This is a genomic window from Rhizobium sp. P1_B8 (assembly GCF_056406515.1).
The window spans coordinates 16,212-38,653 of record NZ_JBFTZZ010000045.1 but is presented as its reverse complement, the minus strand read 5'-3'; the positions used below and the strand labels follow the sequence as shown (position 1 = coordinate 38,653).

Here is a 22,442-nt window from a genome sequence, read left to right as displayed (position 1 = left end):
GATTGCCTGCAGACCGCCAACTGGCTGACGCGCAGCCTTGATCAGCGGGCAAAAACCATCATGAAGGTGGCAAGCGAAATCGTCCGCCAGCAGGACGCCTTCCTGCTGCACGGCGTCGACTATCTGCGCCCGCTGAACCTGAAGACGGTGGCCGAGGCGATCAAGATGCATGAATCCACCGTCAGCCGCGTCACCTCGAACAAATATATGCTGACGCCGCGCGGCCTCTTTGAACTCAAATATTTCTTCACCGTCTCGATCAGCGCCGTCGCTGGTGGCGACAGCCATTCGGCTGAGGCCGTGCGTCACAAGATCCGTGCGCTGATCCTGCAGGAAAGCCCGGAAGCGGTGCTTTCCGATGACGATATTGTCGACATGTTGAAGAAGGGCGGCGTCGATCTCGCCCGCCGCACGGTTGCGAAATACCGGGAGGCGATGAACATCGCGTCTTCGGTCCAGCGCCGCCGCGAGAAGCGGGCGCTCGCCAAGGTCGCCGGCTTCTGACGCTGTCATGCTTCGACCTGGATCGAAGCATTCTGCCCGCAAATCCCGTTATTCCTCTCCAGCGCCCTGCGTCTTTTCAGACGCGCAACGGCGCTGCAACCCTTTGAATTTTCTTGAACGAAGATCGAAATGCCGACGATGACGCCGCGAAATCCGAACCTCGCCAGGGAGCTTTTCCTGCTGCTGGTGCTGGCGACCCTTTGGGGTTCCTCCTATAGCTTCATCAAGATCGGCGTCGAGACGATCCCACCTATAACGTTGATCGCCGCCCGCACGCTGATTGCCGGGGGTATTCTGCTGGCCGTGCTGCGCCAACGGCGTGTCCGCCTGCCGCGCGATCGTGCGACCTGGCGGCGGTTTTTCGTTCAGGCCTGTCTGAACAGCGTCGTTCCCTTCACACTGATCGCCTGGGCCGAACAGTCCGTCGATGCCGGATTGGCGGTGATCCTGAATTCGGCAACGCCGATCTTCACCTTCCTGCTGACCGTGCTGATGACCCGCCATGAGCAGGTGACGCTGCGACGGCTTTTCGGCGTTATGGCCGGGCTTGCCGGCATCTGCCTCGTCATCGGCGTCGAAGCGCTCGGCGGTCTCGGCGAAAGCCTGATGGCGCAACTCGCCATCATCCTGGCGACCATCTGCTATGCAGGTGCCGCGATTTTCAGCAAGAACTTCAAGGGGCTCGATCCCGCAGTGCCGGCGGCCGGCTCGCTGATCTCAGGCGCGGTCATTCTCTTGCCCATGAGCCTCATCGTCGATCGGCCATGGGAGCTCGATCCCTCGGCAGCATCGATGCTGGCGCTGCTTGCCCTCTCCGCTTTTTCGACGGCGCTCGCCTTTGCGATCTATTTCCGTCTCATCCAGACGCTGGGCTCGGTCGGAACCACCTCGCAAGCCTATCTCAGAGTGCCGATCGGTGTTGCGATCGGCATCGTCTTCCTCGGCGAGAGGCTGAGCTCGACGGCCTGGATCGGACTCGTCTGCGTCATAGCAGGCGTCGCTGCAATGACGATCCCCGCAAAGGTGAATACAACTCAAGCGCGAAATGCGTAAAGTGGTTAGGGTGGTGATTGGCGGCATGCGTTACCCAGCAAGGTACCCGACACACGTTGTCCGAGTGCCGCTGATGGTGATTCGCCGCCCTATTGACTTTTCGGTAACCTGTGGCTAGAAGCGCGCCGCAATCGGTGCCGTGAACGGCATCTGGAGTTATCCCCATCATCCCCAGGGCACCAAGGACCCGCAGGCCTAAGCCGATCTTGCTTGAGATTGCGCGAAGTGCTTGGATGAACCTGATGCTTGGCGTAAACTGATACCCGCAAACGACCATAAGAAGGGAAACTCCATGAGTGTGCGTGTATCCGGGAAACATATGGAAATTGGTGAATCCTTCCGTCAAAAGATCGAGGACCAAATTGGTATGGCCATCACGAAATACTTCGACGGGGGATATTCCGGCCAGGTGACCGTGGAAAAGGCGAGTTCTCGTTACTCGGCGGATTGCAAGCTGCATCTGGACAGCGGGGTGGTGTTGCATGCGGCCGGCGAGGCGACCGACCCGCAGTTGGCTTTCGACGCCGCCTCCCAGCGGATCGAAAAACGGCTGCGGCGTTACAAGCGCAAGCTGAAGGACCATCACGCCGGAAACCATCTGAATGGTTTTGCAGAGGTCTCCTACACGGTTATGGATTCCGTTCCTGATCACGATGATGAAATCGCCGACGATTTCGCTCCCGCGATCGTCGCTGAAAGCACGAAGCAGTTGAAGACCATGTCGGTCGCCACCGCCGTGATGGCGCTCGACATGACCGACGAGCCGCTTCTCCTGTTCCGCAGCCCCGGCAAGGAACATCTGAACATCGTTTACCGTCGGCACGACGGAAATATTGGCTGGATCGATTCAGCCAGTATCAAAGGCTGAGATCAGGGTGGTGAGCGGCGGTATTGCCGCCGCTCCTTGCATTATCTGATCCCGGCGACAGAAGGAAAAAGAAATGGCATTGGCAGATTTGCTCCATCAGGATGCGATCATTCCCGCCCTCAGAGTAAATTCCAAGAAACAGCTGCTTCAGGAGTTGGCCGCAAGAGCCGCCAGGATCACCGGGCTCTCCGAACGGGAGATCTTCGACGTCATCCTGCAGCGCGAGCGCCTTGGCTCGACCGGCGTCGGCAACGGCATCGCCATTCCCCACGGCAAGCTGGTCAACATCCATTCGATCGTCGGCATCTTCGCCCGGCTGGAGCAGCCGGTCGATTTTGAGGCGCTGGACGACCAGCCGGTCGATCTCGTCTTCCTGCTGCTTGCGCCGGAAGGGGCGGGCGCCGATCATCTCAAGGCTCTGTCGCGGATCGCCCGCGTGCTGCGCGATCACGATCTGGTCGCCAAGCTGCGCGCCACCGATTCCTCCCAGGCGATCTATGCCTTCCTCAACGAAGAGCAGACGTCGAACGCTGCCTGACGCACGTCGCGCGATAACGCATCGATTCTCGAATGCAAAAAGGCGCCTGATCTCTCAGGCGCCTTTCGCATTATGATGCGCTGAACGATCAGAACTCTTCCCAGCTGTCCTGCGCCACGGCCGCGGATCCAGGCGACGGGGCAAGGGAGCGACGGACCGCCGGGGCGCTCACGCGAAGCGAAGGGGCCGCAGCCGCCGGCGCCCGCATCTTTTGCGCGACGGAGGCAAGGGCTGCGGCGTTCCTCGAACCCGAGACATTGAAGCGGGTGGCGAGCGCCTTCAGCGTCTGCGCCTCGTCGTTGAGTGCGACGCTCGCCGCGGTCGCTTCCTCCACCATGGCCGCATTCTGCTGCGTCACCTGGTCCATCTGGTTCATGGCCTGATTGATTTCCTTCAGGCCGACAGCCTGTTCGCTGGCCGATGCCGAGATCTGCCGGATGAGGTCGTTGATGCCCATCACCTGTTCGGCGATCTTGTGCAGCGTGCCGCCGGCGCGCCCGACGAGATCGACGCCTTCCTTGACCTGGACGGCCGAGGTGTTGATCAGCGTCTTGATTTCCTTTGCGGCATTGGCCGAACGCTGTGCGAGTTCGCGCACCTCCTGGGCGACGACGGCAAAACCCTTGCCGGCTTCCCCGGCACGCGCCGCCTCGACACCGGCATTCAGGGCCAGCAGGTTGGTCTGGAAGGCGATCTCGTCGATGACGCCGATAATCCGCGAAACCTCCGTCGAAGATTGTTCGATCCCTTGCATCGAGGCAATCGCCTTCTGCACCACTTCGCCGGACTTTTCGGCATCCTGGCAGGCAAGGTTGACGTTCTCGGCTGCCGTGCGCGCATTCTCGGCGCTGGAATCGACCTGCGCGGTGAGCTCGTTGAGCGCGGCCGCCGTCTCTTCCAGGCTTGCTGCCTGCTGCTCGGTGCGCTTGGCGAGGTCGGAAGCACTGTTGCTGATTTCACCGGTGCCGGAGCCGATATTGGCGACGCTGAGGTTCATCGTGTTGATGGTCTCTTCCAGGCTCGCGAGCGCTGCGTTGAAATCCTGTTTCAGCTTGCCGTATTCACCGGGGAATTCGTCGGTGATGCGGTGACCGAGATTGCCCTGCGACAGCGCGGAAAGGCCGGCGCCGACGATCGAGACGATATGGCGCTGCAGCGACACCGATTCCTGGCGTTCCGATTCCGAGCGGCTACGCTCGGTCTCGGCCGCCTGCCTCTCTCTGGCGGCTTCGTCTTCGAGGCGGCGGCTGTCGGCGAGCGTGAAGCGGAAACCTTCGAGCGCCTTGGCGACCGAACCGACTTCGTCGCTGCGATCTTGAGCAGCGACCGGTTCGCCATATTGGCCGTCGCTCAGCGCCTTGACGCTGGCGACGAGCCCGCCGAGCGGCCGCTGCACGAAAGAGCGGACGGCGAAATAGAGCGCCAGCATGACGGCACCAAGCACGATCAGCCCGTTGATGATCATCATGTAGGTCTGGTCTCGCACCGGCGCGTTAATCGCCGTGTGCGGCACGTCGACGAGCACGACCCAGGTGGCGTTGACGCCGGGAACCGCGAATGGATAGACAACGCGATCGAAGGGATCGAGGCCGTCATAGGTGAGGTTCCTGACGAGACCGGGCTGCTTGCTGGACAGCGCCGTCTTGACGATGTCGGCGCCCTCGCCGTCATATTCCTTGGTCATCAGGTCGGGGATCGGCGCGACGATCCAGTTGCCGGCCTGCGACAGCAGCGTGACTCGGCCCGAACCGAAAGGATGCAGCGCCTGCAGCTTGTCGGTCAGCGACTTCAGCGAAATGTCGACGCCGCCGACGCCGATCATCTTGCCGCCAGACACGACCGGATAGGCAATCGAGGTCAGCAGCGTCGGCACATCTGTTCCCTCGGCCATATAGGGCGTGGTGATCGCGCCCTTGCCGCTGTCGGCGGCAAGCTTCCACCATGCGGCGGTATAATCATTGTCGAAGGTCGAATATTGAATGCCGCCGTCCTTGGTCTTCGACCAGTAGGGCGTGAAGGCGCCGTTCTTGTTGGTGCCTTCGTCATTATTGTTGGCGATCTCGGTGGTTTTGCCGTCAAGCGCGCCGAGCTGCTCGCAGAACCAGCTGCCGAAGGCGAAGGCATTCTGCTCGAGATTGGCCTTCAACACATTGATCATGCCCTTGCGATCGAGCGACTTGCCTTCATGGCCACGGCCGATGACGCCTGACATGGTGCGCGCGGCACTGGCAAGTTCGCCGACATTGGCGGCGATTTCATTGGCGATCGACTTTGCCTCGAGGTTGGCCTGATCCATCGTCAGCGTCTGGACGCGATCCCGGGTCTGGCCGATGAGGAAAAAGTTCGAAACGATGAGAACAAGCGCGATGGCGATGCCGGTGATGACGATGAGTTTCGCGGCAAGCGATTTCATGCGAAAAATGAACATGGGGTCCTCGGGCAAGGATGCGCCGAACGGGCATTCTCCGGCACAGGAGCAAAGGCGCGCCCCATCATGGGGCAGCCGCTTGGAAGTCCGGAATCCGAAAGGCGGGAGGCGCCGGCGACCACGAGGAACATCGCCGGAAATCTCTTAAATTTAAATGAAACTCTATCGATCGGGGCCATGAAAATCGCCGGAACGCCCTGAATTACAGGGAGTTTTGCCGGCGGCTTCGCAAAGAGACGCGGCTATATCCTGTCTGCGACTTCCTCGCTCAAAGGGATCGACGGTTGCGCCCCGGCCTTGAGGCAGGCGAGCGAACCGGCAACCGCCGCGCGGCGCAGCGCCGAGACAAAATCGAGGCCGTCGTCGAGGCTCGCGGCGAAATAACCGCAGAAAGTGTCTCCGGCGCCGACCGTATCGACAGGTTCGATCTTGAGACCTTGCGCCCTTGAAATCGCCCCGTCGCGAATGGCGATGACCCCATCGCCGCCGAGCGTTACGATCAGCGTCTGGCCCGTCTCCGCGTGTAGGCGCACAAGGGCTGCCTCACGCGCTGCGGCGTCCATGCCTTCCTGTCCGGCAAGCCGCTCGAATTCGGTCTCGTTGGCAATGACGATATCGGCGAGCCGGCCGAGACGCGGGGCATCGGGGATCAGCGGCGCGAGGTTGAGGATGCTGGTGACGCCCTTGGCGCGGGCGGCCGACAGCGCGCGTTCGACGGCAGCAGCCGGCACTTCGAGCTGCAGCATCAGGATATCGCCTTCGTTCATGCGGCCGATCGCCGTCTCGGCATCGGCAGGTGTGACCTGGCCATTGGCGCCGGGAACGACGGCAATCATGTTTTCGCCATCGCCGCCGACAAGGATCAGCGCCGTGCCTGTGGGACCATCGACATGTTTGATCAGAGAAAGGTCGGTGCCTGCATCATCGAGCAGGGCCAGCGCCTCCGCAGCGAAAGCATCCTTGCCGACGGCGCCGGCCATATGCACGTAGCGGCCGGCGCGCCGCGCTGCCAGCGCCTGGTTGGCGCCCTTGCCGCCGGCGGCCGTGGCAAAGCCGTTACCCGCCACCGTCTCGCCGGGCTTCGGCAGGCGCTCGGTCGTGGCGATGAGATCCATGTTGATGGACCCGAAAACTGTGATCATGAATGTGTCCCGTCTTCTGGAGCCTGCAAATGAAATCATGCTCCAACTGTTTCATGCGGGCGAGACACTGCCCGAAGCGGTCACTCCTCGTCAACCACCCGGAGCTTCAGAAGGCCGGTGCGGCTTTCCACCGATTTGGCCGCGGCTTCGCTGTCGCGGGCGGGTTTTGCATCGCCGCCACCCGCCTCGAATTCCAGCGCTTCGATCTTGGCGCCGCGCCTGGTGAGCTTGTCGGCTGACGTGACCACCATGTCGATATCCTTCTGCGCCATGGCGAAATGGCCCTGCAGCTTGCGCACCCGCTCGTCGAGGCGGCTGAGATCGTCCATCAGGATCGCCACCTCGCCCTGGATCAGATGCGCCTGCGCCCGCATGCGCTGATCCTTGAGCACGGCCTGGATGACCTGGATCGACAGCATCAGCAGCGATGGCGAGACGATGACGATACGCGCGCGGTGCGCCTTCTGCACCACCGGTTCGAAGTGCTCGTGGATCTCGGCGAAGATCGATTCGGACGGCACGAAGAGAAAGGCCGTATCCTGGGTTTCGCCCTGGATCAGATATTTCTCGGAAATGTCCCTTATATGGACCTCCATGTCGCGGCGAAATTGCTGGCCGGCGATCTTGCCGGCCTCGGGGCTGCCGGCGTCGCGGATCGCGTTCCAGGCTTCGAGCGGAAATTTTGCGTCGATCACCAGCGGCGGCGCGCCGTTCGGCATGCGGATCGTGCAGTCCGGCCGCGAACCGTTGGACAGCGTCTGCTGGAAGGCGTAGGCGCCCATCGGCAGGCCGTCGGCGACGATCGTTTCCATCCTGGACTGGCCGAAGGCGCCGCGCGTCTGCTTGTTGGACAGAATGGCCTGCAGCCCGACGACATCTTTGGCGAGCGTCTGGATATTGTTCTGTGCGGCATCGATGACCGCCAGCCGCTCCTGCAGCCGCTGCAGGTTCTCATGCGTCGATTTGGTCTGCTCGGTGATTGTCGAGCTGACGCGCTGCGACATGCCGTCGAGGCGTTGGCTGATCGTCTGGTTGAGTTCGCTCTGCCGCGCGCCGAAGACCTCGGTCATGACAGCGATGCGGCCCTGCATCTCCGCCTGGATCTTCAAAAGTTCTGCCATCCGCGCTTCGTTTTCCTCAGCGCGAAAGCTCGCTTCCTCCGCCTGCTCGCGGCGAAGGCTGGCACTGCGCAGGAGAAGCACGACCACCAGCAGGGCGAGGGCGGCGAGACCTCCGCCGATGAGCGCCAGCATGGCCGGGCTGATCGAGGCAAGGGAATGGGCGAGCGATTCGGAATGGATGGTCATGCCGCGAGCATAACAGAAGAAACGGCAATATATAGATCAAAACGTGAACGGAATGGGCGGCCCCCAATATCCTCGCAAGCTATCGCTCTTCCTCGCTCGGCGAGTAGAAATCGCCGTCCGATTTAACGATTGCTCAACCATATTGGCCAAAACCTGCGGCGCAGAAATTCCTTCCCGCGCGCGTCGCGCCAAGTACAGAGATCCCCATGACCGCCCAGCAGACCGACAACGCCCTCAGGCAGCGCCTCGATTTCATCGAACTGGATGAGGCAGCGCGCAAGTCGATGCGGGATTTGCGTCCGGTCATATCGGAGCTGATCGGCGGTGCCCTCGATAAATTCTACGCCAAGATCGCCAAGACCCCCGCGGTCTCAGGCTTCTTCGCCGATAAGAGCCATGTCGACCATGCCAAGAAGCGCCAGCAGGATCATTGGGCCAATCTGGCCGGCGGCGCGTTCGACGAGAGCTATGTCAACGGCGTGACCGCGGTCGGCCGGACGCACGCCCGCATCGGGCTGGAGCCGCGCTGGTATATTGGCGGTTATGCCATCGTCATGTCCGAGCTCGTCAAGGGCATCATGGAGAAGCAGTGGCCGTCGATCTTTGCGCGCCGAGAGGGCAAGGCATTGGCCGAGAAGCTGTCGGCCGTCATCAAGGCCGGTATGCTCGACATGGACTATTCCATCTCGGTCTATCTCGAGACGCTTGAAGCCAAGCGCCGCGCCTTGGAAGAAGAGCGTGCCCAGGCCGAATCCGATCAGGCGATCGCGTTGGAGCAGCTGCGCCGCGGTCTGGAAGCGCTGTCGAAGGGCGATCTCGAAGCCACCCTGCCGTCCGACCTGCCGGGCAATTTCCGGCAGATGGCCGAGGACTACAACCGCGCCGTCAGCGCCCTTCGCCAGTCCTTCGCCTCCGTGCGCGAGACTTCTGGCCATATCATGAGCGGCGCCGACGTCATTTCCAATGCAACCAACGATCTGGCGCTGCGCACTGCCCAGCAAGCGGCAGGCGTCGAGGAGAGTTCGGCCGCCCTGCAGCAGCTGTCCGTCAGCGTCGGTCAGACGGCGGCCAATGCCGAGAAGGCTTCGGACGCCGTGCGTGAGACGCAAGAGAAGGCGAAGAACTCGGGCGAACTCGTCACCAGCGCCGTCTCGGCGATGGCCGGCATCGAGAAATCCTCGACCGGGATCTCCAAGATCATCGGCGTCATCGATGAGATCGCGTTCCAGACCAATCTGCTGGCGCTGAACGCTGGCGTTGAGGCGGCGCGCGCCGGCGATGCCGGCAAGGGTTTTGCCGTCGTCGCCCAGGAAGTCCGCCAGCTCGCCCAGCGCACCGCGGAAGCGGCGAAGGAGATCAAGAACCTGATCTCGCAGAGCTCGACCCAGGTCAATCAGGGCGTCGGCATCGTCTCCAGCACCGGCGAAGCGCTGAACGACATGATCAGCCGCATCGACATCATCAACCGTTTCGTCGCCGATATCGCCGCCGCCGCCCGCGATCAGGCGACCGGCGTCAACGAGGTCAGCGTCGCCGTCCGCAACATGGGTGCGATCACCCAGCAGAATTCGGACATGGTCGAGCAGTCTTCGGCGGAAACCCGCCGCCTCAAGGACGAGGTGGAGACCCTGATCGAGCTGCTGCGGCGCTTCCGCGCCCGGCCGGAAGGCCATTCCGCCAGTGCTGCCCGCCGGGCGGCCTGAGGCGAATATGGCGAAATTCCAGGCGGGGATGCAAAAAAGCGTATTCCCCGCCTGCCGGATAATTCCATAGTCGGAAAAGATGGGTTATGGGAACGCCATGACCATCAAGCCACTCATCATTCTTCCTGATCCCGTTCTCCGCCAGCTGTCCAAGCCGATCGAGCGGGTGGACTCCGACCTGCAGCGTCTTGCCGACGATATGCTCGAAACCATGTACGACGCGCCGGGCATCGGCCTTGCCGCCATCCAGATCGGCGTGCCGCGCCGCATGCTCGTCATCGACATCTCGCGCGAGGGCGAGGAAAAGCAGCCGCAGGTGTTCATCAATCCGGAGATCGTCAAATCCTCCGACGAGCGCTCCGTCTATGAGGAAGGCTGTCTTTCGATTCCGGATTATTATGCCGAGGTCGAGCGCCCGGCTGTCGTTTCGGTCAAATATCTCGACCTGAACGGCAAGGAACAGACCGTGGAAGCCGACGGACTGCTCGCCACCTGCCTGCAGCACGAGATCGACCACCTGAACGGCGTGCTCTTCATCGATTATATCTCGCGGCTGAAGCGGGAGATGGTCATCAAGAAATTCACCAAGGCGGCAAAGTCAAAGGCGCTGTGATGCTGCGTTGAAAATTCACCGGCGAGGCACTATGATATCAGTGATATCATAGTGGAGGTGCCGAATGGGCGACCTGCTTATTCGAGATGTTCCGGATGCAATGAAGCTGCAGCTTCAGGAAAGCGCGCAGCGCAACGGCCGCAGCCTTTCGGAAGAGGCGATCGAAATCATGCGCCGGCAGATTGCCGTGGAGCGCTCAGGAGCTTCCGCYGGGCAGCGCCTGCGCTCTCTGATGAGTGACGAAAGATTGAGCGAAGATGAAGTGGAGGCCATCGCCGCATCTCGCCACGAACGCGACCGCGAACCGCCGCGCTTCGACACATGATCGTCCTCGATACGAATGTGATTTCCGAAATGCAGGGGAGGACCCACAGCGAGCGGATACTGAGCTGGCTGGACGCCTACGACGTCGAGACGCTTTTTCTGACGACGATTGCAGTCGCCGAAATGCGTTACGGTCTTGAACTCCTTGATGATGGCAGGCGAAAGACTGCGCTGGTGTCCGACTTCAATCGGATCGAGTCGGAATTTTCGGGCCGTATCCTCGGTTTTTCCCTGAGTGCGGCGCATCGCTACGGCCTGTTGGCTGCGGAGCGCAGAAAGGCGGGACGGCCGATGGAAACGAAGGATGCTATGATTGCCGCCATCTGCCTTGCCAACGGCGCGACGCTTGCGACCCGCAACAGCAGAGATTTCGAGGGGCTTGATCTCAAGCTCGTAAACCCGTTTGAAGACGGCTGATCCTCAATTGGCGAGATAAAATGTCTCTTCGCATCATCTTCATGGGAACGCCGGAGTTCTCGGTCCCGACCCTGCGCCTACTCGTCGATGCCGGGCACAGGATCGTTGCGGTCTATACGCAGCCGCCACGGCCGGGTGGGCGGCGCGGCCTCGATCTGCAGAAATCGCCGGTGCATCAGGCGGCCGAGCTGCTCGGCCTGCCGGTCTTCACCCCGGTCAATTTCAAGGACCCCGAGGAGCGCGAGAGGTTTCGCGCTTTCAATGCCGACGCCGGCGTCGTCGTTGCCTACGGACTGTTGCTGCCGGAAGCGATTTTGAACGGCACAAGGGATGGCTGCTACAACGGCCATGCCTCGCTGCTGCCGCGCTGGCGCGGTGCTGCTCCGATCCAGCGGGCGATCATGGCCGGCGACGCAAAAACCGGCATGATGGTGATGAAGATGGACAAGGGTCTGGATACCGGCGCCGTCGCGCTGACCCGCGAGGTTGAGATCGGCCCGAACATGACGGCTGGCGAGCTGCACGACCGGCTGATGCTCGTGGGCGCCAAGGCGATGGCGGAAGCCATGGTGAAACTCGAGATGAACGACCTTCCGCTGACGCCGCAGCCGGAAGACGGCGTGCTTTATGCCGCCAAGATCGACAAGGCCGAGACGCGCATCGATTTTTCCAGGGATGCCAGGGACGTGCACAATCACATCCGCGGCCTGGCGCCGTTTCCGGGGGCCTGGTTCGAGCTCGAAATCGGCGGCAAGCCGGAGCGGGTGAAGGTGCTGGCTTCCGAACTGGCTGAGGGGCAGGGTGCTGACGGGCAATTGCTGACGGATGATCTCGTGGTCGCCTGCGCCTCGGGCGCGGTGCGGCTGACCAGGTTGCAGAAGGCCGGCGGCAAACCGCTGGCGGCCGCCGATTTCCTCAGGGGCACGCCGCTTGCGGCGGGCACGAGGATTACCTGATGCCGCGTTTCCGCATGACCGTCGAATATGACGGCGGCCCCTATGTCGGCTGGCAGCGGCAGGAGAACGGCCCCTCGGTGCAGGGCGCGATCGAGGCCGCGGTGCTGTCGCTGACCGGCGAGACGGTGTCGATCCGCGGCGCCGGACGCACTGATTCCGGCGTCCATGCCATGGGGCAGGTGATCCATGCCGATCTTTCGAAGGCGTGGTCGCCCTACCAGCTGCAGAATGCGTTGAACGCGCATCTGAGGCTCGCCGGCGAGCGCGTCTCCATACTCGACGTTGAGGCGGTTGCCGATTTCTTCGATGCGCGCTTTTCGGCGCTGCGGCGCCATTACCTCTATCGCATCGTCAGTCGCCGGGCGCCGCTGGCGCTTGAAGCCGGCAAGGCCTGGTGGGTGCCGAAGGTGCTCGATCACGAGGTCATGCACGCTGCCGCCCAGAGGCTGGTCGGCAGGCACGATTTCTCCACCTTCCGCGCCGCCCATTGCCAGGCAAACAGCCCGGTGCGCACGCTCGACCGGCTGGATGTGACGCGCAATGGCGAACTGATCGAGATCCGCGCCACGGCGCAGAGTTTTCTCCACAACCAGATCCGTTCGTTCGCCGGCACGCTGAAGCTCGCCGGCGAAGGCAAATGGACGCCTGATGATGTCGAGGCAGCGCTTGAGGCGCGCGACCGCAAGGCCTGCGGCCCGGTGGCGCCGCCGGACGGACTCTATTTCATGCAGGTGGATTATCCCGAGGTGATCGTCGATCGCCGAAGGCCGGTCACCGATACTGATGATGATCTGTCATGAAAATACCGCTCCAGCAGGAGCCTGATCAGGCGGGATAGATGCCGAGGAAGTGCTGCAGATATTCCGAAAGGATCATCGATGGCACGAGCAGCACCAGCGTCAGCGCTCCGACCATCAGCGTGTGACCGTGGCAGATCATCCGGAGGATGCGCGCCAGCACGAAGACCTGCGCCAGCATGAAGGCGAGCAGCAGCAGCGAGACGAGGCCGACGGAGCCGGGCAGGAAGAACACCAGCGCCAGCAGCAGCCCGTTGATATAGGAGAGCGGCACGCCGAGCCAGTTGACGCTGACGACGACCGGGGCGAAACGCTCGCCCATGCGGACGGCAAGCAGCAGCAGCCCGGCAAAGACCAGCGGCACGAACCAGTTGGCGACCTCGACGAGGCCGAGCCTGATATAGAAGGCAAAGTTGACATCGGCTTCGGGCGGCATCGACCGCAGAAAGGCCTGTCGCCACCAGAGCCAGGAAATACCCATCGGTGGCAGGCACCAGAGCATCGCCCAGAACGAACGATTGACGCCGCGCTCGGACATATCGAGGTAGCGGAAGCCGCGCGGATCCAGCCGGATCAGCAGCCAGAGGCCGGCCAGGTAATATTGAACCTCCCTAAAGCCCGGCATTGGCGAACCAGCGGGCGATGAAGGTTTGGTAGATCGCCGTCAGCGTCTCCAGATCGGCGACGGCGACGCGCTCGTCGACCATGTGCATCGTCTGGCCGACGAGGCCGAACTCGACGACCGGGCAATAATCCTTGATGAAGCGCGCATCCGATGTGCCGCCGGTGGTCGAAAGTCGCGGCGACTGGCCGGAAACGCTTTCGACGGCTGAAGACAGCGAGGCGATCAGCGCATTGTTGCGCGTCAGGAAGACATGGCTCGGCCGATCGGCCCAGACGATATCGTAGGCCACCGGCTTGCGGTCCGGCCGCAACGCGCCGTCCCGGGCAGCAACGTCCAGACGGCGCAGGATTTCGGCACGCAGCGTTTCAACGGTCCAGCTGTCGTTGAAGCGGATGTTGAAGCTTGCCGATGCCTTGGCCGGAATGACGTTGGTCGCCGGATTGCCGACATCGACCGTGGTCACTTCGAGATTCGACGGCTGGAAATCGTCGGTGCCGCCGTCAAACGGCGGGTTCATCAGCGCGTGAGCGAGCTGCAGCATGCCGCGCACCGGATTGTCGGCAAGATGCGGATAGGCGGCATGACCCTGGACGCCATGAACAGTGATTTTACCCGACAGCGAGCCACGCCGGCCGATCTTGATCATGTCGCCGAGCCTGTCCGGATTGGTCGGCTCGCCGACGAGGCAGGCATCCCAGCTTTCGCCGCGTTCGGCCGCCCATTGCAGCAGCTTGATCGTGCCGTTGATCGCCGGCCCTTCCTCGTCGCCGGTGATCAGGAAGGAGATCGAGCCCTTGGGCGGCCCGTTTTTCTCGATATGCCGGGCGACGGCGGCGACGAAACAGGCAATACCGCCCTTCATGTCGACGGCGCCGCGGCCGAAAAGCTCGCCCTTGGAAATCTCGGCGGCAAACGGCGGATGCGTCCAGGCGGCTTCGTCGCCGACCGGCACGACATCGGTATGGCCAGCAAACATCAGATGCGGGCCATCCTTGCCGAGGCGGGCATAGAGGTTTTCGATGTCGGGCGTTCCCGCCTCGCTCGCCTTCACCCTGTCGACCGTAAAGCCGAGCGGCGCAAGCATCGCCTCCAGCGCCGACAGTGCGCCACCTTCGGCTGGCGTCACGGACGGGCAGCGAATCAGTGTCTGGAGATTGGCGACGGGGTCGGTAGCGGTCATGGCGGTCGAACTATCCGGCGGGAATGGCAAAGACATGGCAAGGCGGGGCCGCCTCGCGTAAAAAGACGCCGTCTGTTTACCGGATCAACGTCCCGGTGTCATCAATCTCTGAGCAGCTCGTTGATGCCGGTCTTCGAGCGGGTCTTCTCATCGACGCGCTTGACGATGACGGCGCAGTAGAGATGCGGCGCCGGCTGGCCGTTGCCCATCGTCGCATTGCCCGACGGCATCGAGCCGGCGACGACGACGGAATAGGGCGGCACTTCGCCGTAGGTCACCTCGCCGGTGGCGCGGTCGACGATCTTGGTCGACTTGCCGATATAGACGCCCATGCCGAGCACCGAGCCTTCGCGGATGATGCAGCCTTCGACCACCTCGGAACGGGCGCCGATGAAGCAATTGTCCTCGATGATCGTCGGGCCGGCCTGCATCGGTTCCAGCACGCCGCCGATGCCGACGCCGCCGGAGAGATGCACATGCTTGCCGATCTGCGCGCAGGAGCCGACCGTGGCCCAGGTATCGACCATCGTGCCTTCGCCGACATAGGCGCCGAGATTGACGAAGGAGGGCATCAGGATCGCGTTCGGGGCGATATAGGCCGAGCGGCGCACGACGCAGTTCGGCACGGCGCGGAATCCGGCGGCGCGGAAGTGGTTCTCGCCCCAGCCCTCGAATTTCGAAGGAACCTTGTCCCACCAGGTCGAGTTGCCCGAGCCGCCCTTCACCACATCCATGTCGTTGAGGCGGAAGGACAGCAGCACGGCCTTCTTCAGCCATTGATTGACCGTCCAGGCACCGTCGGCGGAGCGTTCGGCAACGCGGGCCTGGCCGGCATCGAGCAGATCGAGTGCTGATTCGACTGCATCGCGAACCTCGCCCTTCGTCGACGTGTTCACATTGTCGCGATTGTCGAAGGCGGCTTCGATGATCTTTTCGAGGGATGCGAGGTCGGTGGCGCTCATGAGAATTCCTTAAACTTCGATCTTTATCGTGGAGACGGCGGGGTCTCCGGAATTGCGGTTGGCGGGGTTTACCCTGCTCTACAGCATGAAGCCGTAGAACGGAATGATTTTTCCGACAAGATCATACCTGGATTCAAGGCGTTATAGCGACATATCCGGCTTCGTAGCCGGCAATACTGAAAGGCATTTCGACATGGCGAAGGGACGAAACGGCGGTTCGCGGCGCAAGGATGGCGTATGGGACCCGCTGAAGAGCAGCTCAACCGACAGGCAGCGCGCCGAAGCCGTGCCGAAGACGCCGCAGACGATGTCGCCTGCCTACCGCCTTGCCTATGTCGACGAGGATTTCCTCTGCCGCGAGGAGCTGCGGCCGATCCGCCTGCAGCTGGAACTGATGAAGCCGGAGATGATGCTGACCGAACGCGGCATCAGGTCGACCGTCGTCATGTTCGGCGGCGCCCGCATTCCCGCCCCCGGCCAGAGCGCCTGGGCGGCCCGCAACGATATCCAGCGCGTCAACCTGGAGGCGGCTTCCGTCTATTATGAGGAGGCGCGCAAATTCGCCCGGCTCTGCTCGAAATATTCTGCCACCTTCAATTTCCACGAATATGTCATCGTCACCGGCGGCGGCCCTGGCGTGATGGAGGCCGGCAATCGCGGCGCGGCCGACGAGGGCGCCCCTTCGATCGGCCTCAACATCGTACTGCCGCATGAGCAGGCGCCGAACGCCTATGTGACGCCGGAACTCAGCTTCAACTTCCACTATTTTGCCATCCGCAAGATGCATTTCATGGTGCGCGCCAAGGCGATCGCCGTCTTTCCCGGCGGCTTCGGCACGCTCGACGAATTCTTCGAATGCCTGACGCTGATCCAGACCGGCCGCATGGAGCGCCTGCCGCTGATCCTTTTCGGGGAGGCGTTCTGGCGGAGCATCATCAATTTCGACGCATTGGCGGAATTCGGGACGATTGCGCCCGACGACGTCAAGCTGATCAGCTTCGTCGATACGGCCGAAGAGGCATGGAAGATCGTCCAGAATTTCTACGAACACCGCGAATAGGCGCTTCGGAGGGGTAAGCTGCAGAGCCTCTCCCCGTCGAGGCGGGGAAAGGCAAGGGCATGTCGCCGTCCGGCCTTAGAGCAATTCCAGCAAAAGTGCGTAGCGGTTTTGCGTCCGGAATTGCGTGAAAACAACGAGATAGTGCATGATGCCGAAAAGTGTGAGCGGTTTTCGGCATCATGCTCTCACTCTTTAACTTAGAACAGGATTGAGATTTTAGGCCGATCCGGCCTAAAAATCCTGTTCTAGAGCAGCGGCCGTTCCGGCATGTCGTCGATCGAGATGACACCGTCCTTGTTGCGGTCCATCCGGGTGAACAGCTTGTCGAAGGCGGCTTCGGCTTCCTGTTTGGAAATCTGGCCGTTCTGGTCGGTGTCGACCCGGTGCATCATGATCGAGGCACGCATGATGTTGCCGCCATGGCGCATCCAGCGATCTCCGTCACGACCACCGTGACGATCGCGCGGCGGCCGTCCCTGGTCGTTATTGTCTGGCGTCGCGGCTGCGGCATTCGCATCCTTGTTTTCGCCGGCCTCCTGCTTGCGCTGATCTCTCATCGCCTGCATCTGCGTTTGCCGGTACTCACGGATTTCGCCCGGTGTCAGCGAACCGTCCTTGTTGGTGTCGATCGCGGCGAAGAGCTTGTCGATGCCGGCCGTTGCCTCGTCCTTGGAGACCTTCCCGTCCTTGTTCGCGTCGAATTGCTTGAGCATGCGGACATAGGTGATTTCGCGGAAGGCAGCAGCCCCCGGACCGTGCATGCCGGCGTGCTGGCGCGGCCCGTCGCCGGGTGCGGCAAAGCCTGCCCCGGCGGTTGCACCGAAGATGAGGGTGGAGGAAAGCGCTGCCAGTATCAGCTTGTTGCGGTACATCGTGTTTGCCTTTCGTAAGGTGTCCCCTCACGAAAGAAGATATGGCCGCAGTCCCGGAAGACCCAGTTAAACATCGGTAAGCTGAGTGAAAACTTCGTAATCTAATGCATGTCGCTCAAAACTGTGCAGCGGTTTTGGGAGAGCGACATGCATCAAATAAAGACCTAAAGCCGTCAGCCGGTAACCTTGCCGAGGCCGATAATCTTGCGGAGAAAAGCGGCGAGATCGTCGGTGACGAAATCGATATGATCCTCCTCGCCGCTGGTCTTTTCCCACCATTCAACGACCGTCTCTTCCAGATTGCGCGGCACGAGCAGCACGGTCTGCATGCCGAGCGCCTTCGGCACCGTCAGGTTGCGCGGTAGATCCTCGAACATGGCGGCCTTGGTGGTTTCGACCCGCTTCAGCGCTGTGAACTTGTCGTAGGTCGCCTGCGCCGGCTTCGGCACGTAGTCGGCAGCCACGATATCGAAGATGTCGTCGAAATGATCGAGAATGCCGAGCGCCTCTGCCGTCATTTCGGCATGCTTGACGCTGCCATTGGTGAAGATGAACTTGCGCCCCGGCAGCGCCTTGATCGCCTCGCCGAGTTCCGGCTGCGGCGTCAGCGCCGTGTAGTCGATCGCATGTGCCTTTTCGAGGAAGTCGTTCGGGTCGATGCCGTGATGGATCATCAAGCCCTGCAGCGTCGTGCCGTGGTCGAGGTAATATTGCTTCTGCAGCTTGCGCGCCTCTTCCCGCTCCATCTGCAAAAGTGCCGCGACATAGGCGGTCATGTTCTTGTCGATCTGCGCGAAGAGATTGACATGATGCGGATAGAGCGTGTTGTCGAGGTCGAAGACCCAGTCTGTGACGTGCTCGAAATCGGTTTTATCAGGCGTGCGGTCGATCTTGGTCATGGCGGTCTTATGGCACGGCTGCTGCCGCAAGGAAATCGACAAGAAAGAATAGACGCCCGATTTTCGGCGGACGGCGCAGGTACGGAATGCTAGAAAGCGTCATGCTTTTCGAACGCCCCGACGATGATACGCTCTATGATGCCCTGATCGCGCGCAGCGCCGATTATGAGGGTCAGGCCTATGTCTGCGTGAAGACGACAGGCATCTTCTGTCGTCTGACCTGCCCGGCGCGCAAGCCGAAGCGGGAAAATACGATCTTTTTCGACACGATCGCCGCCTGCATGCATTCCGGCTTCCGCCCGTGCCAGCGCTGCAGGCCGCTAGAGCAGCCGGGCAGGGAACCAATCGTCGACGAGCTGCTTGCCGCACTGGACCGCGAGCCGCAGCTGCACTGGACCGAGGATGAACTTGTGCGCCGGGGCCACGATCCCTCGACCGTGCGTCGCGCCTTCAAGCGGGCGCTCGGCATGACCTTTCACGATATCGTCCGTTATCGCCGGCTGGGTGAAGCGGCCCGGCAACTGGCCGATGGCGCGCGCGTCATCGATGCGCAGCTTGAGGCGGGATATGAATCTCCAAGTGGTTTCCGGACGGCTTTTCAGCGGCTCGTCGGCAAGGCGCCGGCGCTCTCGCAGAACCGTGAACTTCTCTTTGCCGACTGGTTCGAGACGCCGCTCGGACCGATGGTGGCCGTTGCCGACCAGACGCATCTCCACCTTCTCGAATTCCACGATCGCAAGGCACTGCCGACCGAGCTTGAGGCGCTGCAGAAGCGTGTCCGCTCCTCGGTTGCGATTGGCCGCACGCCGGCGATCGACCAGATCGAGGCAGAAATCCGGGATTATTTCGAAGGGCGGCTGACTGTCTTCAGGACGCCATTGGCACTCGGCGGCACGCCCTTCGAAAAACATGTCTGGGCAAAGCTCATCGATATCCCTGCCGGCCAGACGCGCGCCTATGGCGATCTTGCAAGGGAGATGGAAAGGCCTGAAGTGGTGCGTGCCGTCGGCCGCGCCAACGGGGCCAACCAGCTTGCCATCATCGTGCCCTGCCATCGCATCCTCGGCGCCGATGGTTCGTTGACAGGCTATGGCGGCGGGCTCTGGCGCAAGCAATGGCTACTGCGGCATGAACAGAAGATCAGCACGCAAGCAAAGATGGAGGAGACAGCATGAACCAGAACGAAAAGGCCAAGGCATTCGGCGCATTGCACCGCAAGGGCGCCCCGGTTGTTCTCTACAATATCTGGGATGCCGGGACGGCGAAGGCGGTTGCCGATGCCGGCGCCAAGGCGCTTGCCACAGGAAGCTGGTCGGTTGCCGCAGCCCATGGTTATGCCGACGGCGAAAAGCTGCCGATGTCTGTGCTGGTCGAGACGGCAAGATCCATCACCGCTGTCGTCGATCTGCCGCTTTCGGTCGATTTCGAAGGCGCCTATTCGGCCGAGCCTGAGGGGGCCGCCGCCAACGTCGCCAAGCTGGTGGAGGTCGGCGCCGTCGGCATCAATTTCGAGGATCAGGTGGTCGGCGGTGGCGGGCTCTATCCGGCCGAGAGGCAGGCGGCCCGCATCCGGGCCATTCGCGCCATGGCGGAAGGCAAGGGCATTGCCTTCTTCATCAATGCCCGCACCGATCTCTTCCTGGCCGAGAGCGATCTTTCCAAACATGCCGGTCTGGTGGACGAGGCGATCGAGCGAGGCAAGGCCTATGCGGCCGCCGGCGGCAGCGGCTTCTTCGTTCCCGGTCTGATCGATCCCGCCTTGATCGAGAAGATCTGCGCCGCATCGCCGCTGCCGGTCAACATCATGATGCGGACAGGCGCCCCTGACGTGAAGACGCTCGCCAAGCTCGGTGTCGGCCGCGTCAGCTATGGTCCGGGGCCCTACCGGTCGATGATGGAAAAGTTGAAACAGGAGGCGGCGGCGATTTATAGCCTGCTCTGACGTCGAATGCCCGAGGGCCGCAGATTTGATGCGAAAGGCTGCGGCCCGGAATGAAATCTCGTTCTGCTCAGGAACGGAAGCGCAGATTCCGCCGGCTGAGCTGGCTGACCGAGGTGCAGCCCATCAGCTTCATGCCGCGCTCGATCTCGGTACGCATCGTCTCCAGCGCCCGTTCGACGCCGGGCTGTCCGGCAGCGGCAAGCGGGAAGAGATAGTAGCGCCCGAGCCCGACGGCCTTCGCCCCCAGCGACAGCGCTTTAAGAACATGCGTTCCCCGCTGCACGCCGCCATCCATCATCACGTCGATCCGGTCGCCCACGGCGTCGACGATCTCGGCCAACTGGTCGAATGCGCTGCGCGAGCCGTCGAGCTGGCGCCCGCCATGATTGGAAAGCACGATGCCGCTGCAGCCGATCTCGGCCGCGCGCTTGGCGTCTTCGACCGACATGATGCCCTTCAGGCAGAATGGCCCGCCCCATTCGCGCACCATCTCCGCTACGTCGTCCCATGACATCGAGGGGTCCAGCATCTCGGTGAAGTATCGGCTGATCGACAGCGCGCCGCCATCCATCTTGACGTGGTTTTCGAGCTGCGGCAGCCGGAAGCGCTCGTGCGTCAGCCAGTCGATCGCCCAGGAAGGCTTGATCGCGAACTGGGTCATGCCGGCAAGATTGAGCTTGAAGGGAATGGCAAAGCCGGTGCGCTTGTCGCGCTCGCGGTTGCCGCCGGTGATGCTGTCGACCGTCAGCATCATCGCCTGCACGCCGGCATTTTTCGCTCGCGCCATCATCTCGCGGTTGAGGCCGCGGTCCTTGTGGAAATAGAACTGATAGACCTGCGGCCCGTTGCTGATCCGTCTGGCTTCCTCCAGGCTGATCGTGCCGAGCGAGGAGACGCCGAACATCGTGCCGTGTTTTGCCGCCGCCGCCGCGACCGCCCGCTCCCCCTGGTGGTGAAAAAGGCGCTGTAACGCCGTCGGAGAGCAATAGACCGGCATTGCGAGCTTCTGCCCCATGACGGTCACCGACATGTCGACCTCGGCCACACCGCGCAAAACGTCAGGCACCAGATCGCAAGCCTCGAAGGCCGCCGTATTGCGCCGGTACGTCACCTCGTCATCGGCACCGCCGTCGATATAGTCGAATATCGGTCCGGGAAGACGCCGTTTGGCCATGCGCCGGAAATCGTGAAAATTATAGCAGTCTGTCAGGCGCATTTCTTTCCCCGATACCCTGTTCCCGTGTGAGGAAGATCCGCCCTTCGCAAGTGAAGGGCGCAGCCTCGGTCAGGGAACGATCAGTGTTCCGACGCCGTGCTCGGTGAAGATCTCGAGCAGCACGGAGTGGGCGGTCTTGCCGTTCAGGATGACGACGCCCTGCACGCCGGCCTTGATCGCATCGATGCAGGTCTCGACCTTCGGGATCATGCCGCCCGAAATCGTGCCGTCGGCGATCAGCGCATGCGCTTCGGCGACGGAAAGCTCCTTGAGGAGCTGGCCGTTCTTGTCGAGCACGCCGGGCACATCGGTGAGGAACAGCAACCGGGTGGCGTTCAGCGCGCCGGCAATGGCGCCGGCAAAGGTATCGGCGTTGATATTGTAGGTGGCGCCGTCTCGGCCGGGGGCGACGGGGGCGATAACCGGGATCATCTCGGAGCGGGCGAGCAGATCGAGCAGCGTGCGGTCGACCTCGACCACTTCGCCGACGAATCCGAGATCGAGCACGCGCTCGATGTTCGAATCCGGATCCTTGACGGTCTTGCGCGCCTTTTCGGCGAAGACCATGTTGCCGTCCTTGCCGCAAAGGCCGATCGCCCATTCGCCGGTCTGGTTGATGAGCGCAACGATTTCCTTGTTGATCGAGCCGGCGAGCACCATCTCGACGATCTCGACCGTCTTCTGGTCGGTGACGCGAAGCCCGCCCTCGAATTTCGATTCGATGCCCATCTTGCTCAGCATGGCGCCGATCTGCGGGCCGCCGCCATGAACGACGATCGGGTTGACGCCGGACTGCTTCAACAGGGCGATGTCGCTGGCAAAGGCCTTGCCGAGCTCGGGATTGCCCATGGCGTGGCCGCCATATTTCACGACAATCGTCTTGTTCTCGTAACGCTGCATGAAGGGCAGTGCCTTGGCCAGAAGCCGTGCCTGCATTTCGCTTTCGGTTTCGTTCATGGGAACCCCGCAGAATTGTTCGCGGCCTTTTATCGCAAGTTTCTGACAGAGGGAATAATCCAGAGGGCAATAGTTTTTC

General features: G+C 62.1%; 23 protein-coding genes. 13 read left to right on the top strand and 10 right to left on the bottom strand.

The annotated features are described in order from the left end of the window. The 4 genes from AC1D2N_RS33795 to ptsN form a co-directional block, all read left to right on the top strand. Positions 1 to 504 (top strand): RNA polymerase factor sigma-54 (locus tag AC1D2N_RS33795; protein ID WP_477982829.1); only part of this gene is annotated, 504 nt, incomplete at its 5' end. A gap of 129 nt (positions 505 to 633) precedes the next feature. After that, the gene (locus AC1D2N_RS33790; protein ID WP_130651598.1) at positions 634 to 1,557 is read left to right on the top strand and encodes a DMT family transporter; all 924 of its coding nucleotides are present in this window, start codon (positions 634 to 636) and stop codon (positions 1,555 to 1,557) included. 292 nt (positions 1,558 to 1,849) lie between these two features. Next, positions 1,850 to 2,425, top strand: a complete 576-nt coding sequence (hpf, locus tag AC1D2N_RS33785; protein ID WP_017958734.1) for a ribosome hibernation-promoting factor, HPF/YfiA family — start codon at positions 1,850 to 1,852, stop codon at positions 2,423 to 2,425. Positions 2,426 to 2,498: 73 nt separating this feature from the next. Continuing rightward, positions 2,499 to 2,963, top strand: a complete 465-nt coding sequence (gene ptsN, locus AC1D2N_RS33780) for a PTS IIA-like nitrogen regulatory protein PtsN (RefSeq protein WP_018244527.1) — start codon at positions 2,499 to 2,501, stop codon at positions 2,961 to 2,963. A gap of 88 nt (positions 2,964 to 3,051) precedes the next feature. Here ptsN and AC1D2N_RS33775 read toward each other — a convergent pair whose 3' ends face one another. From AC1D2N_RS33775 to AC1D2N_RS33765, 3 genes are all read right to left on the bottom strand, one after another. Beyond that, positions 3,052 to 5,391 carry a methyl-accepting chemotaxis protein gene (locus tag AC1D2N_RS33775; protein WP_130651599.1) on the bottom strand — a complete coding sequence of 780 codons (2,340 nt, stop codon included), beginning with the start codon at positions 5,389 to 5,391 and terminating at the stop codon, positions 3,052 to 3,054. A 242-nt stretch (positions 5,392 to 5,633) separates the two neighbouring features. Beyond that, on the bottom strand, positions 5,634 to 6,533 hold the full coding sequence (locus AC1D2N_RS33770; RefSeq protein ID WP_130651600.1) for a ribokinase: 900 nt from the start codon (positions 6,531 to 6,533) through the stop codon (positions 5,634 to 5,636). Positions 6,534 to 6,613: 80 nt separating this feature from the next. After that, on the bottom strand, positions 6,614 to 7,840 hold the full coding sequence (locus tag AC1D2N_RS33765; RefSeq protein WP_130651601.1) for a DNA recombination protein RmuC: 1,227 nt from the start codon (positions 7,838 to 7,840) through the stop codon (positions 6,614 to 6,616). Between the two features lie 206 nt (positions 7,841 to 8,046). Between AC1D2N_RS33765 and AC1D2N_RS33760 the strand changes: the two genes are divergently transcribed. The 6 genes from AC1D2N_RS33760 (at position 8,047) to truA (ending at position 12,653) form a co-directional block, all read left to right on the top strand. Then, a complete protein-coding gene (locus tag AC1D2N_RS33760; RefSeq protein ID WP_130651602.1) occupies positions 8,047 to 9,543 on the top strand; it encodes a globin-coupled sensor protein in 1,497 nt (498 codons plus the stop codon). A gap of 97 nt (positions 9,544 to 9,640) precedes the next feature. Next, complete coding sequence (def, locus tag AC1D2N_RS33755; protein WP_026230889.1) at positions 9,641 to 10,156, top strand: peptide deformylase; 516 nt, start codon at positions 9,641 to 9,643, stop codon at positions 10,154 to 10,156. A 64-nt stretch (positions 10,157 to 10,220) separates the two neighbouring features. Further along, positions 10,221 to 10,481, top strand: a complete 261-nt coding sequence (locus tag AC1D2N_RS33750; RefSeq protein ID WP_018447761.1) for a FitA-like ribbon-helix-helix domain-containing protein — start codon at positions 10,221 to 10,223, stop codon at positions 10,479 to 10,481. Beyond that, the gene (locus AC1D2N_RS33745) at positions 10,478 to 10,897 is read left to right on the top strand and encodes a type II toxin-antitoxin system VapC family toxin (protein WP_065276762.1); all 420 of its coding nucleotides are present in this window, start codon (positions 10,478 to 10,480) and stop codon (positions 10,895 to 10,897) included. The genes AC1D2N_RS33750 and AC1D2N_RS33745 overlap by 4 nt, the downstream gene beginning before the upstream one ends. Before the next feature lie 20 nt (positions 10,898 to 10,917). Beyond that, positions 10,918 to 11,853, top strand: a complete 936-nt coding sequence (fmt, locus tag AC1D2N_RS33740) for a methionyl-tRNA formyltransferase (protein WP_130728725.1) — start codon at positions 10,918 to 10,920, stop codon at positions 11,851 to 11,853. Next, complete coding sequence (gene truA / locus AC1D2N_RS33735) at positions 11,853 to 12,653, top strand: tRNA pseudouridine(38-40) synthase TruA (protein ID WP_018447758.1); 801 nt, start codon at positions 11,853 to 11,855, stop codon at positions 12,651 to 12,653. The genes fmt and truA overlap by 1 nt, the downstream gene beginning before the upstream one ends. Positions 12,654 to 12,678: 25 nt before the next feature. On the opposite strand, the gene AC1D2N_RS33730 is transcribed toward truA, so the two are convergent. The 3 genes from AC1D2N_RS33730 to dapD form a co-directional block, all read right to left on the bottom strand. Further along, the gene (locus tag AC1D2N_RS33730) at positions 12,679 to 13,275 is read right to left on the bottom strand and encodes a hypothetical protein (protein ID WP_065276765.1); all 597 of its coding nucleotides are present in this window, start codon (positions 13,273 to 13,275) and stop codon (positions 12,679 to 12,681) included. Next, positions 13,262 to 14,455, bottom strand: coding sequence for a succinyl-diaminopimelate desuccinylase (gene dapE / locus AC1D2N_RS33725; protein WP_128408558.1), 1,194 nt, complete (start codon positions 14,453 to 14,455; stop codon positions 13,262 to 13,264). The genes AC1D2N_RS33730 and dapE overlap by 14 nt, the downstream gene beginning before the upstream one ends. A gap of 101 nt (positions 14,456 to 14,556) precedes the next feature. Then, the gene (dapD, locus tag AC1D2N_RS33720) at positions 14,557 to 15,417 is read right to left on the bottom strand and encodes a 2,3,4,5-tetrahydropyridine-2,6-dicarboxylate N-succinyltransferase (protein ID WP_018447755.1); all 861 of its coding nucleotides are present in this window, start codon (positions 15,415 to 15,417) and stop codon (positions 14,557 to 14,559) included. A gap of 193 nt (positions 15,418 to 15,610) precedes the next feature. On the opposite strand from dapD, the gene AC1D2N_RS33715 reads away from it, so the two are divergent. Further along, positions 15,611 to 16,477 carry an LOG family protein gene (locus tag AC1D2N_RS33715; protein WP_026188594.1) on the top strand — a complete coding sequence of 289 codons (867 nt, stop codon included), beginning with the start codon at positions 15,611 to 15,613 and terminating at the stop codon, positions 16,475 to 16,477. Between the two features lie 245 nt (positions 16,478 to 16,722). On the opposite strand, the gene AC1D2N_RS33710 is transcribed toward AC1D2N_RS33715, so the two are convergent. Then, the gene (locus AC1D2N_RS33710; RefSeq protein ID WP_130728726.1) at positions 16,723 to 17,349 is read right to left on the bottom strand and encodes a CREC-EF hand family protein; all 627 of its coding nucleotides are present in this window, start codon (positions 17,347 to 17,349) and stop codon (positions 16,723 to 16,725) included. A gap of 173 nt (positions 17,350 to 17,522) precedes the next feature. Then, a complete protein-coding gene (locus AC1D2N_RS33705; RefSeq protein WP_130728727.1) occupies positions 17,523 to 18,248 on the bottom strand; it encodes a pyrimidine 5'-nucleotidase in 726 nt (241 codons plus the stop codon). Between the two features lie 101 nt (positions 18,249 to 18,349). Here AC1D2N_RS33705 and AC1D2N_RS33700 point away from each other — a divergent pair, with 101 nt between their 5' ends. After that, positions 18,350 to 19,423, top strand: a complete 1,074-nt coding sequence (locus AC1D2N_RS33700; RefSeq protein WP_130715493.1) for a bifunctional transcriptional activator/DNA repair enzyme AdaA — start codon at positions 18,350 to 18,352, stop codon at positions 19,421 to 19,423. After that, the gene (locus AC1D2N_RS33695; RefSeq protein WP_130728728.1) at positions 19,420 to 20,190 is read left to right on the top strand and encodes an isocitrate lyase/PEP mutase family protein; all 771 of its coding nucleotides are present in this window, start codon (positions 19,420 to 19,422) and stop codon (positions 20,188 to 20,190) included. The genes AC1D2N_RS33700 and AC1D2N_RS33695 overlap by 4 nt, the downstream gene beginning before the upstream one ends. 67 nt (positions 20,191 to 20,257) lie before the next feature. On the opposite strand, the gene AC1D2N_RS33690 is transcribed toward AC1D2N_RS33695, so the two are convergent. Beyond that, on the bottom strand, positions 20,258 to 21,406 hold the full coding sequence (locus tag AC1D2N_RS33690) for an alpha-hydroxy acid oxidase (protein ID WP_018244544.1): 1,149 nt from the start codon (positions 21,404 to 21,406) through the stop codon (positions 20,258 to 20,260). A gap of 69 nt (positions 21,407 to 21,475) precedes the next feature. After that, positions 21,476 to 22,363: an acetylglutamate kinase gene (gene argB, locus AC1D2N_RS33685; RefSeq protein WP_018068726.1), complete on the bottom strand. Its 888-nt coding sequence runs from the start codon at positions 22,361 to 22,363 to the stop codon at positions 21,476 to 21,478. Positions 22,364 to 22,442: the final 79 nt, after the last annotated feature.